The following is a 15,036-nucleotide window of genomic DNA, read 5'->3' on the forward strand; positions in this document are numbered from 1 at the left end:
GCGACATAAGGGTGGTGTTCGCCAGGCGGTCGTGAAGATTTATCACGACGGCAACACTGATCGCCTGGGCACGTTGTGACGCACGACACAGGAAAAACCGGACATAAGGGGATGAAAATGGGCGAATGCGGCCACATTGGTAACAGGATCGTTATCCGGATTTGAGCGTCCGCTGAGCGAACACACCATCTCCACAATCAGGGCAAAAGGGTGGAGATCAATGTCTCCTGGAGCCCGCCCAGCCACAGATAGGCCATCACCATCGGCTTGCGCGGGTCCTCGTCCGGCAGCCCGTACAGCAGATCGGTGTCGTCCTCGTCGGAGATCTCCAGCCGGGAGCCGATCGCGAGGCGCAGGTCGTTGAGGGCGCCGAGCCACCGCTGGGACCGCTCGGGCGTCAGCTGCAGCACCGCCCCGCCGTCCCCGGCGGAGGCCAGCTCGTCCAGCGAACGGATCACCGCGAGGGCGTTCTCCCGCTTGCCGGCCCGCAGGTCGTTCTCGGTGTAGCGGCGGAACTCCGCGGAGTGCTCCCGCTGCTCCTCGTCCTCCTGCGCACGTCCGGGGTCGCCGTACGCGTCCGGGAACAGCCGGCGGAGCACCGGGTCGGTGGGCGGTTCGCTCGGACCCTCGGCGAACAGCTCGGCCAGCGGGTCGGCGGAGGCGTCCTCGCCGGGGCCGGGGCCGATCAGCTCCAGCAGCTGGACGGCCAGCGACCGGATGATGGAGATCTCGACGTCGTCGAGGGCGACGGCCGCGCCGCCGCCGGGGAGCGGTTCGAAGGTTCCTGGCATGGCGGCGATCGCTACTTCCGGTCCTGCTGGAGGGTGGCCCACAGACCGTAGCCGTGCATGGCCTGCACGTCGCGTTCCATCTCCTCGCGGCTACCGCTGGAGACGACCGCCCGGCCCTTGTGGTGGACGTCGAGCATGAGCTTGGTGGCCTTGTCCTTGGAGTACCCGAAGTACGACTGGAAGACGTACGTCACATAGCTCATGAGGTTGACCGGGTCGTTGTGCACGATCGTGACCCAGGGGACGTCCGGCTCTGGTACGGCAGAGACCTCCTGTGCCGACTCGGTGCGTTCGATCTCGATGGGAGCGGCTGACGTCACAGGTCCCATGCTGCCATGGGCGCCACAAATCGTCACACTGACGAAATGGGGTGTAGCATCGGTTGCCACGCCGCACATCAGGGGGCCGACCCCCAAAGCCCCGGCCGGACGGGGACACACGGCGCCGCATCGCGAGGAGAGCTTTGGTGAGCACAGCGGACCTTGGGCTGCCGGTGGACGTCCCCTCGACCGCCCTCTTCACGGACCAGTACGAGCTGACGATGCTCCAGGCCGCGCTGCGGGCCGGCACCGCCGGACGGCGCAGTGTCTTCGAGGTCTTCACCCGGCGCCTCCCGGAGGGGCGCCGCTACGGCGTGGTCGCTGGGACGGGCCGCGTCCTGGACGCCGTCGAGAACTTCCGCTTCGACGCGGACGTCCTGCGCTTCCTGCGGGAGCGCGGGATCCTCGGCGAGGAGACCCTGGACTGGCTCGCCGGCTACCGCTTCTCCGGGGACATCTGGGGCTACCCCGAGGGCGAGGTCTACTTCCCGGGCTCGCCGATCATGCGGGTCGAGGGCAGCTTCGCCGAGTGCGTGCTGCTGGAGACGGTGATCCTGTCCATCCTCAACCACGACTCGGCGATCGCCGCGGCGGCCTCCCGGATGTCCTCGGCCGCCGGAGGCCGCCCGCTGATCGAGATGGGCGCCCGGCGCACCCACGAGCTCGCCGCGGTCGCCGCCGCGCGCGCCGCGTACGTCGGCGGCTTCGCCTCCACGTCCGACCTGGCCGCCGGCTTCCGCTACGGGATTCCGACGGTGGGCACCTCGGCCCACGCCTTCACCCTGCTCCACGACCGCGAGCGCGACGCCTTCCAGGCCCAGGTGGAGTCCATGGGCCGGGGGACGACCCTGCTGGTGGACACGTACGACGTCGCGGAGGCCGTCCGTACGGCGGTGGAGGTCGCCGGGCCCGAGCTGGGCGCCGTGCGGATCGACTCGGGCGACCTGCTGCTCGTCGCGCACCGTGTGCGGCAGCAGCTGGACGAGCTGGGTGCCACCGGCACGAGGATCATCGTGACCTCGGACCTCGACGAGTACGCGATCGCCTCGCTGGCGGCGGCGCCCGTGGACGCCTACGGCGTGGGCACCCAGCTGGTCACCGGTTCCGGGCACCCGACGGCCTCGATGGTCTACAAGCTGGTCGCCCGCGCCGTGTCGGACGACCCGAAGGGGCCGCTGGTACCGGTGGCGAAGAAGTCGTCCAGCGGCAAGATCTCCATCGGGGGCCGCAAATGGGCCGCTCGGCGGCTGGACGGACAGGGCGTGGCGGAGGCCGAGGTCGTCGGCACCGGAGCGGTCCCCGCGGCGCTGGCCGACCGCGGGCTGCTGGTCGAGCTGGTCAAGGGCGGTGAGGTGGTCGCCCGCGAGCCGCTCGACGCCGCCCGCGAACGGCACATGGCCGCCCGCGCCAACCTGCCGCTGTCGGCCACCCAGCTGTCCCGGGGGGAGCCGGTCCTTCCCACGGAGTACGCCACCGAGGGCTAGACCTGTCGCCGCGACGGAGGGGCGCGGGCGCACGCGCCCCGTAGCGCCCCCTCCCGCCGCGTGCCCGGAGTCTCTAGGCTCGGAGGTTGAGCTCCACCCGCCGGACCGGGCTCCCGCCCCCTCGACACCAGTCTCCGCACCGCCTCGCACCGAACCGCCGGGACCACGGTCACCAGACCCCATAGCCGAAGGACACCGACCATGCGCCGCGCCTTGATCGTCGTAGACGTGCAGAACGATTTCTGCGAAGGGGGAAGTCTCGCGGTGGCCGGGGGCGCCGATGTGGCCGCCGCGATCACCGAGCTGATCGGGCAGGCTCCCGCCGGGTACCGCCACGTGGTGGCGACCCGTGACCATCACATCGCGCCCGGTGGCCATTTCGCGGACAATCCCGACTTCACGCGTACCTGGCCCGCGCACTGCGTGGCCGGTACGGAGGGGGTCGGCTTCCATCCGAACTTCGCACCGGCCGTCGCCTCGGGCTCGGTCGACGCGGTCTTCGACAAGGGCGCGTACGCCGCCGCGTACAGCGGGTTCGAGGGCGTGGACGAGAACGGGACCTCGCTGGCGCAGTGGCTGCGCGAGCGGCGGATCGACGAGGTGGACGTGGTCGGCATCGCGACCGACCACTGCGTGCGCGCCACGGCCCTCGACGCGGCCCGCGAGGGCTTCCGCACCCATGTCCTCCTGGACCTCACGGCCGGCGTCGCGGAGGCGACCACGGAGAAGGCCCTGGAGGAGCTGCGCGAGGCGGGCGTGGAACTCTCGGGGAAGCCGGTGGTCGCCTGAGCCCTCCCGGGCCACCCGGGCCACCCGGGCCGGGGCAGGGCGCCGGGCGACGTCCGCGGTGCCGGAAGGACGGCGAGCGGCGCCCGCCCTCCCCGTCCCGGTCACCTCTGGGCCTGTGGGTCCCGCCCCGTCCCGGTCACATCTGGGCCGTCGGACGGCGCAGAAGGGCCCGGATGGGGCGCCAGAGCTCCTGGGTGAGGTCGGGGCCGCCGGGGCTCGTGTCGGGGGCCGTGCGCCATATCAGGCCGTCCGGGTGGTGCAGGACCGCCGTGATCTCGTCCGGGCTGGGCGGCGCGGCGTTGCCGCGCAGGTAGACCGCCCGCAACCCCAGGTTGCGCAGCCTGGTCAGCGCGCGCGCCCGGTTCTGGGCATGGACGAGGACCCGTACCGCGGCGGAGCCGTCGGCGGCGGGGCTGGGCAGGTTCAGCGCCACCACCACCGTGCCGTTCGGCAGCTTGCAGAAACCTCCTGCGGCCATGTCGTCACACCCCCGTATCAGCCGGTGTCAATAAGAGAACCACAGGACGCACCTAAACACGGATCGGCGGTGACCCGCCAGAGGGTCACCGCCGATCACGTTCTGACCTGCGCAGATACCGACTACCTACCCGCGGGTCCGACCTCCAGCTCGATCGTCGAGCCGTTCCAGGCCTCCTTCAGGATCTTGATCTTCGTGTTGGTGTCAGTGATCTTGACGCCGCCGGTCGGGTTCGACTCGTCGTAGTAGTCACCGGTGCGGTCGTTGAAGAGCGGGACACCCTTCGACCCCGGGATGTACTTCGCCACGTCGGCCCTGTGCAGCGTCATGCCGTCGGTGCGGCCGAGGCTGAACGGCGAGTCGTAGGCCTGGATGCGGTTGCGCATCAGCGTGCCGTCGGCCCACTTGAGCGCGGTCGGGTGGGAGTCGACCGGCAGCACCAGACCGGTACCCGCGTGCTGGCTGGTGTTGTTGTCCGCCTGGGAGGTGTCCCACTTCCAGATCAACAGGCCGTTCTGGTAGGCGTAGTGCTCCACCCAGTCCGGACGCGCCGTGAAACCGAAGTTGTACGGCCCGACCTTGAGGGTCTTGTCGTACGACACGTACTGCCGGTTCTCGGCGATGTAGTACTGCGCGTAGTCCTTGGTGAAGGACGCGCCGACGCGGGAGAAGCCGGTGGCGGTCCAAGCGGCGTCCGCCGTCTCGGCATTGTCGGAGAAGACGGGCGCGCCGTCCGCGGTCACCTTGATCGCGTCGGTGGTGAAGCCCTTCTGGGCCACGCCGCCGTCGGTCTGGTAGCGGAACCGCAGGCCGATCTTCTGGCCGGCGTAGGCGTCGAGCGAGTACGCGAACTTCTTGTACCCGTCGAGGGTGCCGTGCAGGGCGGGCTTGTCGCTGCCGTCACGCGCGATCGGCTGCCCGTCCACCGTGCCGTCGAGGGCGGTCCAGTTGGCGCCGCCGTCGGTCGAGACCTCGGTGTAGAGGTAGTCGTAGTTGGCCTCGATGTCGTACCAGCCGTCGAAGGTCAGCTCGGCGGCCGACTTCCCGGTGAGGTCGACCGAACGCGTCAGGGTGTTCCTGAGGTTGTCACCGCTGCCGCTCCACCACTGGGTCTGCCCCTCGGAGGGGGCGATGATCTCGGTGGTGACGGCCTTCTTCGGAAGCGTGACGACCAGCGCCTGCTTGTGCTTCGTGTTGTACTCGGCGACGCCCAGCTTGTGCCAGGAGTTGACCCCGGCCTTGGCGGTGTCGTAGTTCAGCCAGCCGAGCTGGAGCTTGTCCCAGGCGGTCATGTCGCCGGGGAGGTCGCCGATCTCGTTCTTGCCGGTGCCGAGCCACGAGCCGGACGACATCAGCGTCCAGAAGCCGGTGGAGTTCTCGCCGCCCGCGGTGTCGTAGTGGTCCGGCAGACCGAGGTCGTGACCGTACTCGTGGGCGTAGACGCCGAGTCCGCCGTTCTCCGGCTGGACCGTGTAGTCGCCGACCCAGATGCCGGTGGAGCCGATCTGCGCGCCGCCGAGCTTGTTCTGCTCGGGGCCGGTGGCGCCGGCGTCGGTGCCGAAGGCGTACCAGCGGTGGGCCCAGATCGCGTCGGTGCCCTGCGCGCCGCCGCCCGCGGACTCGTCCTCGCCGGCGTGCACGACCTGGAAGTGGTCGATGTAGCCGTCGGGCTCGTTGAAGTCGCCGTCGCCGTCGAAGTCGTAGCGGTCCCACTCGTCGAAGCGCGCGGCGTCCGCCTTGATCTGCGCGTCGGTGCGGCCGGCCGCCTTCTGCTGGGCGACCCAGGCGTTCAGACCGTCACTGACGACGTTCCACACGCTCGGGCAGTTGGTGTCGCCGCAGGCGTTGTTGCCGTAGCGGGCCTCGTTGTAGGGGACCTTGACCCAGTCGGAGACCTCGCCCTCGACCGAGTAGCGACCCGAGGACTGCTTCTCGTAGTACGTCTTGACCGAGTCGACGCCCTTGCCGGACCCGAAGTACAGGTCCTCGAAGTGCTGCTGGTCGTAGTCGGCCTTCCAGGCCGTGGAGTTGTCCTTCTTGCGGTCCGGCTTGGCTATCCGGTTGTGCAGCGGGCCCGCGGTGCCGCCGTAGCGGGGGTCGGTCCGGTCGCCGAACTCGACCAGGATGGTGAAGATCTTGTCGGTCTTCTCCCGGCCCAGCTCGACGTACTTGGCGTCGCCCTTCTTGCTCTTGAGCTGCACGACCTTCGAGCCGTGGCGCTGCTTGACCGAGGCCTGGCCGGATATGACCTGCCTCAGCGCCTCCTCGCGCTGGGCCTCGACCGTCTTGCTCAGCGGGCCGTCGAGGTTGTGCTCGTGGCCCTTGTGGTTCTCCGGCGACGCGGGGTCATGCCGGTCGACGGCGGGCGCCTTGGCGGCCGGACCGGCCGAGTCCGCCTGGGCCACGGTGAGGCCGGAGAGCGTGGCGGTGGCGGCGGCGAGCGCGACCGCGGTCGCGGCGGCTCTCGACGTCCAGGGTCTACTGGTCACTTGAGATCCTCCCCAGCGTCCGGGGCGCGCGGAAAGGAAAGGGGGGTGGTGGAGATGGTGCGTCCGCGCGCGCCTGATCGACGCGTGTAGTCAAGTGCCGACATTTGACTAAAGGTTGCGGAGAAAAGACAGACCTTGACTTGAGCAGAACAAGTGCACTATGCGGAGATGACATCTCGCTCACCGAACAAGTCGGGATTCGTTCTCCGGGCGCGCGGGACGGCCGATCCGGTGGCCCGCATGACTCGGTGCGCCCCCCGTGCATCGGCACTGTTGGTCAGGTCACGCTTACCGTTCGTCCCGGTCGGGCATGCACGCGAAGAGATTCTGTCCGCACCCTCCCCCGCAGCGTGAGGCACGGGGGGAGTCCACCCCCTTCATCGAGGACACGATTGCCATGCCTCGTCCGACCGCCGCACAGATCGCCTACGGTTCCTGCACCGTGATCTTCTCGACCCTCGCCATGCTGCTGCTGTCACAGACGAGTTCGGGTGCGGGGATCGCCGTCATCGCCGTCGCGGCACTCCTGCTCGGGCTGCTGGTCGCCATGACGGTGCCCATGCCGAAGCGCACCCCGACACCCGCGCCACGGCCCGCCACCGACGTGGCGCCGCCGATGCCGGCGACCGTTCGCCGCGAGCCCGTGCGGGAGCCGACGGCCCACTGAGGAGTTCACCCACGGCACACGCAACGGCGGGCCCGTCACCTACCGGGTGACGGGCCCGCCGGTATACCGACCCGGGTCGAGAGGTGCCGGGTCAAGAGGTGCTGACCACCACGGTCTTCGCCGCCTTGTCGTGCAGACCCTGCTTGTAGGGCCTGTCGAAGAAGCTCCAGCCGCCGCAGATCGCGGTCCAGACGCAGGCGCAGCAGAACGCGAACGGGATCCACAGCACCGACGCACGGAGCAGCGAGGCCTGAACGGAAGGCGTGGCTCCGTTGTCCAGATGCGCCACGCGCATGTTCAGCCATTTCTTGCCGAGCGTCTGCCCCGACTTGGCAATCATGATCGTGTCGTACGCGATGTAGAGCACGGCCGCGATGACGGACTGCGCGATGGAGTCGCCCACGTTGACCCGTTCGGCGTCCACCTGGTACTCGTCCACGTTGAAGCCCCAGGTGATCAGCCAGACCACGATGCCGACCAGCACCATGTCGATGATCCGGGCCACCGTGCGCTTGCCGCTGTCGGCGAGCGGGGGCATACCGGCGAGCGGGTCCTCAGGGTGCTCACCGCCGCCGTAGGCGCCGCCGTCATAGGGACCGCCGCCGTAGGGTCCACCACCCTGGGAACCACCGCCATAGGGCCCGCCGCCGTACGCGCCGCCGCCGTCGGGCGGGGGCTGGCCGCCACCGTAGGGCGGCGGCTGCTCGCCGCCCGGGGGCCTGTCGTACGGCGAGCCGGCCCCCTCGCCGGGCGGGGGCTGCTTCTTGAAGGGGTCGTCCTCCGGCGGCTGCCCGCCGGGACCAGGGGGCGGTTCGGTGCTCATGGCCCGAGTCGAACCCGAACCTCGCGGCTCCGCATCCGGCGAGGGGCCGTCCGGAGTACCGGCCCCCGACGGCTGCTCCCGACGCCCCTCCCGTCAGCCCGCGACGAACGTGTGCGCCGCCTTGTCGTGCCAGCACTGGCGCCACGGCCGGTCGAACACGCACCACAGGACACCGACGAGGCCGAAGCAGAGCAGACCGGGGACGCTGTAGACGAGCCAGCGGCGCAGTGCCGCGCCGAAGGACGGGGCGTCGTGGCCCTCGATGTCCCGCACCTGGAGGCCGAGCAGCTTCTTGCCCAGCGTGCGCCCCCACTTGGCGGTGGGCAGCGCTTCGTAGAGGACGCCGAAGACGAGCAGCACGGCGAGAACGATGCCCAGATACACGGCCGTCGTGCCGTCCAGCAGCCAGACGGTGACCGTCCGCCCGGAGAGCTCGGCCTCGTCGATCTTGCTCTGGACGTGGTCGAGGGCCCGGGTGCCGAGCGGCACGGCGGCGATCGCGGTGACGCCCGCGACGACCACGGTGTCGATCAGCCGGGCGGTCAGCCGCTTGCCGAGCCCGGCCGGGCGGGACTGGGCCTGCCGTCGCGCGGCCGCCTGGAACGGGTCCTCCACCGGGGGCTTCCACGGGGCGACGGGCTGCCCGTCGGGGACGCCGCCGGACGCGCCGGCGAGCCGGTGCACCTGCTGCGCCCACGAGGACTGACCGCCGCCCGAACCCGAGGTGACGGGTGCCGAGGCATGGGCCTGATGGGGAACGCTCGCGGACGGCGGGGCGGACGCCGGGGACTGCGACGCCGCCGCGCGGGCGGCCGCCGCCTTCCCGGCGCCGAAGCCGGGACCGCCGGGGGCACCGGCCGGCTGCTGCCCCCGTCCGGCACCCTGTCCGCCGGCCGGTGCCGACGGTCCGGCGGGGCTCGTCCGGGGGGCCGTCACCGGTCCCGACGCCGGGGAGCCGGAAGGGGCGGTGACCGGGGTCCCGCTGGGCCCGCCCTGCGGCCCTGTGTGCGGGGCGGGGGCGGCCTCGGCGCCGCCCCCGCCGCCCTGCGCCGTGGCGGTCGGCCGGCGGAACACGAACGTGTTGCCGGAGGGCGGCTGTTCGGGCCCCGCCGGGAAGTCGGGTTCCGCGGGCGAGGGCGATGCCGTGGTGCCGCCCGGCTGCGCCGCGGGGTCCGCCGGCACGCGCGGGTCGGCGCCCTGGGCCGCGGGCCAGGAGACCCGCCGGTCCTGGTCGCCGCCGAAGCCGGACTGCCGGGAGCGGTCGGCGCCCCAGGCCGATGCGGGCTCGGGGCGACTGCCGTGCTGGGCGTCGGGGCGTCCGGAAGCGGACTCCTCGTCGAAGAAGTACGGCCCGGTCTCCTCGACGGCGGGCTGCGCGGGGCGTGTTCCGGAGGGCGGGGCGAGCGGCTCGCCGTCGGCCGGTGCCGGGCGGCTGGTGCCCGGCACCCAGGCGGCTCCGTTCCAGTACCGGACGTATCCAGGGATGGAGGGGTCCGGGTAATAGCCCTCGCGGGGCCTGTCGTCGCCTGGTGCCGGGGTTGGGGCGCTCATGTCCGTCGTCCCGTATCTGCTCGGGGGTGTTATGGGGGTCTCCACATCTATCAGACCGGCGCAGCCCTCATGGCACGTCCCGCCGGACCCGCCCCTTTCGGGCACGGTTGTGCTAGTGCCGCGTCAGTCAAGGTTCGCCCGTGAGGAGCGGCGTCGTGGGGGCCCCTCCCGCTCGAGCGAAGCCGAGAGTGGGGGAGTGTCCTCTCGACGTGCCGGCCGGAGGGCGTGCCGGGCGTCGCGACGGGGCGAACCTTGGCTGACGCGGCACTAGGCCCCGCCGTCACGGTCCCGCCCGTCCTCCCGAGGGACCCTCGGGAAAGAACTTCGGGAAACCCGCGTAATGCTCCCGCCCTTCCCCGCTCTCGTCGGGTACGGGTCCGTCCCAGGGCCCCCGACCGAGGGAGAGGCACGCCATGCACACCGTGGTGGAGCGCGAACTGGAGCTGAGGCTCATCCTGTCGCCGGAGCGCGGCATCGGGGTGCCGGCCCGCCTGGCCTACCGCACCGACGACCCGTACGCCGTGCACATCAGCTTCCACATCAACTCCGAGCACCCCGTCAACTGGGCGTTCGCCCGGGAGCTGCTGGTGGAGGGGGTGTTCCGGCCGTGCGGGCACGGTGACGTGCGGGTGTGGCCCTCGAAGGCGGGCGGGCGTTGCGCCGTGCTGATGGCGCTGAGTTCACCCGACGGGGACGCCCTGCTGGAGGCACCGGCGGCACAGGTGTCGGCCTGGCTGGAGCGCACGCTGCGCGTGGTGCCCCCGGGGAGCGAGGGCGAGCAGCTGGGCATCGACGACGGTCTGGACCGGCTGCTGGCCCGGTGAAGCCGGCGCGGACTCAGAACAGCTTGCCGGGGTTGAGGATGCCCAGCGGGTCGAACACCTGCTTGACCGCCCGCTGCATCTCCACCCCGACGGGGCCGATCTCACGCGCCAGCCACTCCTTCTTCAGCACGCCCACGCCGTGTTCGCCGGTGATCGTGCCGCCGAGCTCCAGGCCGAGGGCCATGATCTCGTCGAAGGATTCACGGGCGCGGGCGCACTCGTCGGGGTCCTGGGCGTCGAAGCACACGGTCGGGTGGGTGTTGCCGTCGCCCGCGTGGGCGACCACCCCGATGGTGAGCCGGTACTTCTCGGCGATGCGCTCGACGCCCTCGATCAGGTCGCCGAGCCGGGAGCGGGGCACGCACACGTCGTCGATCATCGTGGTGCCCCTGACCGCCTCCAGCGCGGTGAGCGACAGCCGCCGCGCCTGGAGGAGCAGTTCGGACTCGGCCACGTCGTCCGCCGGGACGACCTGCGTGGCGCCGGCGGCCTCGCACAGCGCGCCGAGGGCCGCGAGGTCGGCGGCCGGGTCCGGCGTGTCGAAGGCCGCCAGCAGCAGCGCCTCGGTGGTCTCCGGCAGGCCCATCGCGGCCATGTCGTTGACGGCCTTGACCGTCGTACGGTCCATCAGTTCGAGGAGGGAGGGCACAAGGCCGCCCGCCATGATCGCGCACACGGCGTCGCAGGCGTCCGCCGCCGAGGCGAACTCGGCGGCCAGCGCCAGCTGCGGCGGCGGCTTGGGCCGCAGCCCGAGGACGGCCCGGACGACGATCCCGAGGGAGCCCTCGGAGCCGACGAACAGACGGGTGAGGTCGTACCCGGCGACGCCCTTGGCGGTGCGGCGGCCGGTGGACATCAGACGGCCGTCGGCGAGGACGACGTCGAGACCGAGGACGTACTCGGCGGTCACCCCGTACTTCACGCAGCACAGGCCGCCGGAGGCCGTGCCGATGTTGCCGCCGATGGTGCACATCTCCCAGCTGGAGGGGTCCGGCGGGTAATAGAGGCCGTGTTCGCCGACGGCGCGGGAGAGGGCGGCGTTGACGACACCGGGTTCGACCACGGCGACGCGGTCGACCGGGCTGATCTCCAGGATCCGGTCCATCTTCGTCAGCGAGAGCACCACGCAGCCCTCGGTGGCGTTGGCCCCGCCGGACAGGCCGGTGCGGGCGCCCTGCGGGACCACGGGGACGCGCAGCCCGGTGGCGACGCGCATGACGTGCTGGACCTGCTCGACGGTGCGGGGCAGCACGACCACGGCCGGGGTGCCGGCCGGGCAGAAGCTCGCCATGTCGTTGGCGTAGGAGACGGTGATGTCGGGGTCGGTGAGGACGGCCTCGGCCGGCAGGCCCGCCAGCAGCCGGTCCGTGAGGTCGCCGTGCGCTTCGCCGGGAGGGGCTTGGATACGGCTCATGATCACAGCGTGTCACCCGGGGCCATCGGTGTGAACCCCGTCTGCGGCACCCTCTCCGTGCCGGGACCCGGTCGCCGTACTGGCGCACAGTGTCCGCCATGAAGACCGGTGTGAAGACCGCCATCAGGACCGGCATCCGGACCGGGGCGAGCGATCCACGCGGCGCGGGCAGGGGGCGCGGCAGGCGGCGTACCCGCTTGGTCGTGGGCGTGCTGCTCGGCCTGTCGGTGGGTGCCCTCGCCGTGGTCGGGCTGCTGTGGCTGGAGCGTCCGCAGCCGCGGCCGGTCCCGCCGCCCGCGCCGGGGCCCGCCCAGCTGGCGCTGGCCGCGGTGCGTGCCGGGGCGCCTCCCGCGCTGCGGGACCTGGCGGTGCTGATCCGCGAGCGCGAGGGGCAGGTGCGGGCGCATCCCCAGGACGCGCGCTCATGGGCGGTGCTGGGCACGGCGTACGTGGAGCGGGGCCGGCGGACCGGCGACGCCACCCGCTATCCGGCCGCCGAGCGGGCGCTGCGCGCCTCGCTGAAGGTGCGGCCGGGCAACGCCGGGGCGCTGGAGGGCATGACGGCGCTGGCGAACGCGCGCCGGGACTTCCGGGCCGCGCGGACCTGGGGCGAGGCCGCGCTGAAGGCGGACGGCAGACGCTGGACGACGCACGCGCTGCTGATCGAGGCGTACACGGGGGTCGGCGACCACAAGGCCGCCCGCGGCACCCTCGAGCGGCTCCAGAAGCTGCACTCCGGCAGGAGCGTGATGGTCCGCTCGGCCGCCGTGTACTGGGACCGGGGCTGGCGTGAGGACGCGGTGGCGACCCTGTCCGACGCGGCGGCGGGCGCGCAGACGCCGGCCGAGCGGGCGGCGTGGCTGGAGCGGGCCGGGCAGCTCGCCTGGGAGCGCGGGGACCGCGAGGTCGCCCTGGGGCACTTCGAGGAGGCGGTGCGCGCCGACCCCGGCCAGGGGAGCGCGACGGCCGGGCAGGCGCGCGCGCTGGCGGCACTGGGCCGGACGGACGAGGCGCTGGGCGCGTACCGGCTGGCGCTCGCCGCGCAGCCGTCGCCGCAGTACGCGCTGGAGCTGGGCGAGCTGTACGAGGCGCTGGGGCTGGAGCAGCCGGCCCGCGCGCAGTACGACCTGCTGCTGGAGCACCTGCGCGGCGCGGCCGCCGGCGGGGTGGACGAGGAGCTGGTGCGGGGCCGCTACGAGGCGGACCACGGCGATCCCGAGGAGGCCGTCCGGGTGCTGCGCGCCGAGTGGGACAAGCAGCCGGGGACCGCCGTGGCCGACGCCCTCGGGTGGGCGCTGCACCGCGCGGGGGAGAACGAGGAGGCGCTGGAGTACGCGGTGCGGGCCACCGACAAGGAGCACGGCGGCGGCGTACGCAGTGCGCTGTACGCCTACCACCGCGGGATGATCGAGAACAGCCTGGGCATGCCCGGGTCCGCGCGGCGGCACCTGGAGGAGGCGCTGCGGATCAACCCGTACTTCTCACCGCTGTTCGCGCCCACGGCACGGGAGAGGCTCAAGGCCCTGGGCGAGCCGCCGGAGGTACCGGTCCCGGCGGCCTGACCCCGGCACGTCAGAGGTTGCCGCGCTTCTCCTGCTCGCGCTCGATGGCCTCGAACAGGGCCTTGAAGTTGCCCTTGCCGAAGCCCATCGAGCCGTGCCGCTCGATGATCTCGAAGAAGACGGTCGGACGGTCCTGGACCGGCTTGGTGAAGATCTGCAGCAGATAGCCGTCCTCGTCGCGGTCGGCGAGGATCTTCAGCTCACGCAGGGTGTCGACCGGCACGCGGGTCTCGCCGACCCACTCCCCGAGCGTGTCGTAGTACGAGTCGGGGGTGTCCAGGAACCGCACACCGGCCGCGCGCATCGTACGGACCGTGTGGACGATGTCGTTGGTGTTCAGGGCGATGTGCTGGACGCCGGCGCCGCCGTAGAACTCCAGGTACTCGTCGATCTGGGACTTCTTCTTGGCGATCGCGGGCTCGTTGATCGGGAACTTGACCTTCAGCGTGCCGTCCGCGACCACCTTGGACATCAGCGCGCTGTACTCGGTCGCGATGTCGTCGCCCACGAACTCCTTCATGTTCGTGAAGCCCATGACCTTGTTGTAGAAGCCGACCCACTCGTTCATCCGGCCCAGCTCGACGTTGCCGACGCAGTGGTCGATCGCCTGGAAGGTGCGCCGGGCGGGCGGCTCCACCATCGGCTCGGCGGCGACGTAGCCGGGCAGGTACGGGCCGTCGTAGCCGGACCGCTCGACCAGGGTGTGCCGGGTCTCGCCGTAGGTGGCGATGGCGGCGAGGACGACCGTGCCGTGCTCGTCCTTCAGCTCGTACGGCTCCGCGACCGGGCGGGCGCCCTGCTCGACGGCGTGGGCGAACGCGGCCCGCGCGTCCGGCACCTCGATCGCGAGGTCGACGACGCCGTCGCCGTGTGCCGCGACGTGCTCGGCGAGGAAGTGGCCCCAGTCGGTGGCGGGCTTGATCACCGAGGTGAACACGAACCGGGCGGAACCGTTCTCCAGCACGTAGGCGGCGGTCTCGCGGCTGCCGTTCTCCGGTCCGGAGTAGGCGACCAGCCGCATACCGAACGCGGAGGAGTAGTAGTGCGCGGCCTGCTTGGCGTTGCCGACGGCGAACACGACCGCGTCCATTCCCTTGACCGGGAAGGGGTCGGCCCGCCGTGCGGTGTCGGGAGTGTGGTGTGTGGTCTGCGTCATGGCCGCAGCGTCTCGCCGGTAGCACAAGGTGCGCAATAGTCTGCGTCTTCACTGGGCAAAATGACCAGCGGATTCGCCGATTCGGCGGACGCTCTGTACAGGATGACCACTTCGGGAGGCCGCCATGACGATCGACCGGCTGGACGGGCAGATCATCGTGCTGCTCGCACGGGAGCCGCGGATCGGCGTGCTGGAGATGTCGCGCCGGCTCGGGGTCGCGCGAGGCACCGTGCAGGCACGGCTGGACCGGCTTCAGTCGAATGGCGTCATCCGCGGATTCGGCCCGCAGGTGGACCCGGCGGCCCTCGGCTACCCGGTCACCGCCTTCGCCACGCTCCAGATCCGGCAGGGACAAGGGCCCGACGTACGGGCGCACTTGGCGACCGTGCCGGAGGTGCTGGAGCTGCACACCACGACCGGCAGCGGGGACATGCTGTGCCGGCTGGTGGCCCGCTCGAACGCCGATCTTCAGCGTGTGATCGACCGGGTCGTCGGTTTTGATGGCATCGTGCGGGCCGCCACGGCGATCGTGATGGAGAACCCCGTTCCGCTGCGGATCATCCCGCTGGTGGAGCAGGCGGCGCTCCATGAGTGAACGGACGATCAACGGGAAGGCGACGGACGTGAGCGACCTGGGGTCCGTCGTGCGGATCGGTGCGGCCGGGACCGACCGCGCCTGTCGGCGGCC

The 15,036-nt window shown here is 71.6% G+C and carries 14 protein-coding genes; 6 read left to right on the forward strand and 8 right to left on the reverse strand.

Going from position 1 to position 15,036, the window contains the following annotated elements:
• Window positions 1–197: 197 nt before the first annotated feature.
• Both ACWCPM_RS09780 and clpS read right to left on the reverse strand, forming a co-directional pair.
• The gene (locus ACWCPM_RS09780) at window positions 198–791 is read right to left on the reverse strand and encodes a DUF2017 domain-containing protein (RefSeq protein ID WP_450975597.1); all 594 of its coding nucleotides are present in this window, start codon (window positions 789–791) and stop codon (window positions 198–200) included.
• An 11-nt stretch (window positions 792–802) separates the two neighbouring features.
• Complete coding sequence (gene clpS / locus ACWCPM_RS09785) at window positions 803–1,120, reverse strand: ATP-dependent Clp protease adapter ClpS (RefSeq protein ID WP_450975598.1); 318 nt, start codon at window positions 1,118–1,120, stop codon at window positions 803–805.
• 137 nt (window positions 1,121–1,257) lie between these two features.
• Between clpS and ACWCPM_RS09790 the strand changes: the two genes are divergently transcribed.
• Window positions 1,258–2,595, forward strand: a complete 1,338-nt coding sequence (locus ACWCPM_RS09790) for a nicotinate phosphoribosyltransferase (RefSeq protein ID WP_450975599.1) — start codon at window positions 1,258–1,260, stop codon at window positions 2,593–2,595.
• Window positions 2,596–2,796: 201 nt separating this feature from the next.
• On the forward strand, window positions 2,797–3,384 hold the full coding sequence (locus ACWCPM_RS09795) for an isochorismatase family protein (protein WP_450975600.1): 588 nt from the start codon (window positions 2,797–2,799) through the stop codon (window positions 3,382–3,384).
• 136 nt (window positions 3,385–3,520) lie between these two features.
• On the opposite strand, the gene ACWCPM_RS09800 is transcribed toward ACWCPM_RS09795, so the two are convergent.
• On the reverse strand, window positions 3,521–3,862 hold the full coding sequence (locus ACWCPM_RS09800) for a hypothetical protein (protein WP_450975601.1): 342 nt from the start codon (window positions 3,860–3,862) through the stop codon (window positions 3,521–3,523).
• Window positions 3,863–3,984: 122 nt separating this feature from the next.
• A complete protein-coding gene (locus tag ACWCPM_RS09805; protein ID WP_450975602.1) occupies window positions 3,985–6,351 on the reverse strand; it encodes an immune inhibitor A domain-containing protein in 2,367 nt (788 codons plus the stop codon).
• A gap of 397 nt (window positions 6,352–6,748) precedes the next feature.
• Between ACWCPM_RS09805 and ACWCPM_RS09810 the strand changes: the two genes are divergently transcribed.
• Window positions 6,749–7,018 (forward strand): hypothetical protein, encoded by a 270-nt coding sequence (locus tag ACWCPM_RS09810; RefSeq protein WP_450975603.1) that lies wholly within the window; start codon window positions 6,749–6,751, stop codon window positions 7,016–7,018.
• Between the two features lie 91 nt (window positions 7,019–7,109).
• On the opposite strand, the gene ACWCPM_RS09815 is transcribed toward ACWCPM_RS09810, so the two are convergent.
• Window positions 7,110–7,841 carry an RDD family protein gene (locus ACWCPM_RS09815; RefSeq protein WP_450975604.1) on the reverse strand — a complete coding sequence of 244 codons (732 nt, stop codon included), beginning with the start codon at window positions 7,839–7,841 and terminating at the stop codon, window positions 7,110–7,112.
• Window positions 7,842–7,934: 93 nt separating this feature from the next.
• On the reverse strand, window positions 7,935–9,392 hold the full coding sequence (locus ACWCPM_RS09820) for an RDD family protein (RefSeq protein WP_450975605.1): 1,458 nt from the start codon (window positions 9,390–9,392) through the stop codon (window positions 7,935–7,937).
• 413 nt (window positions 9,393–9,805) lie between these two features.
• On the opposite strand from ACWCPM_RS09820, the gene ACWCPM_RS09825 reads away from it, so the two are divergent.
• Entirely contained in the window at window positions 9,806–10,216 is a 411-nt protein-coding gene (locus ACWCPM_RS09825) for an SsgA family sporulation/cell division regulator (protein WP_450975606.1), read from the forward strand.
• A gap of 13 nt (window positions 10,217–10,229) precedes the next feature.
• Here the strand turns inward: ACWCPM_RS09825 and ACWCPM_RS09830 are convergent, their stop codons facing one another.
• Window positions 10,230–11,636: an FAD-binding oxidoreductase gene (locus ACWCPM_RS09830; protein WP_450975607.1), complete on the reverse strand. Its 1,407-nt coding sequence runs from the start codon at window positions 11,634–11,636 to the stop codon at window positions 10,230–10,232.
• 92 nt (window positions 11,637–11,728) lie between these two features.
• Here ACWCPM_RS09830 and ACWCPM_RS09835 point away from each other — a divergent pair, with 92 nt between their 5' ends.
• Window positions 11,729–13,192 carry a tetratricopeptide repeat protein gene (locus ACWCPM_RS09835; protein WP_450975608.1) on the forward strand — a complete coding sequence of 488 codons (1,464 nt, stop codon included), beginning with the start codon at window positions 11,729–11,731 and terminating at the stop codon, window positions 13,190–13,192.
• Window positions 13,193–13,202: 10 nt separating this feature from the next.
• On the opposite strand, the gene hppD is transcribed toward ACWCPM_RS09835, so the two are convergent.
• On the reverse strand, window positions 13,203–14,348 hold the full coding sequence (hppD, locus tag ACWCPM_RS09840) for a 4-hydroxyphenylpyruvate dioxygenase (RefSeq protein WP_450975609.1): 1,146 nt from the start codon (window positions 14,346–14,348) through the stop codon (window positions 13,203–13,205).
• 124 nt (window positions 14,349–14,472) lie between these two features.
• On the opposite strand from hppD, the gene ACWCPM_RS09845 reads away from it, so the two are divergent.
• Window positions 14,473–14,943 (forward strand): Lrp/AsnC family transcriptional regulator, encoded by a 471-nt coding sequence (locus ACWCPM_RS09845; protein WP_450975610.1) that lies wholly within the window; start codon window positions 14,473–14,475, stop codon window positions 14,941–14,943.
• Window positions 14,944–15,036 lie beyond the last annotated feature (93 nt).

The sequence above is a fragment of the Streptomyces sp. NPDC002309 genome, assembly GCF_053593375.1.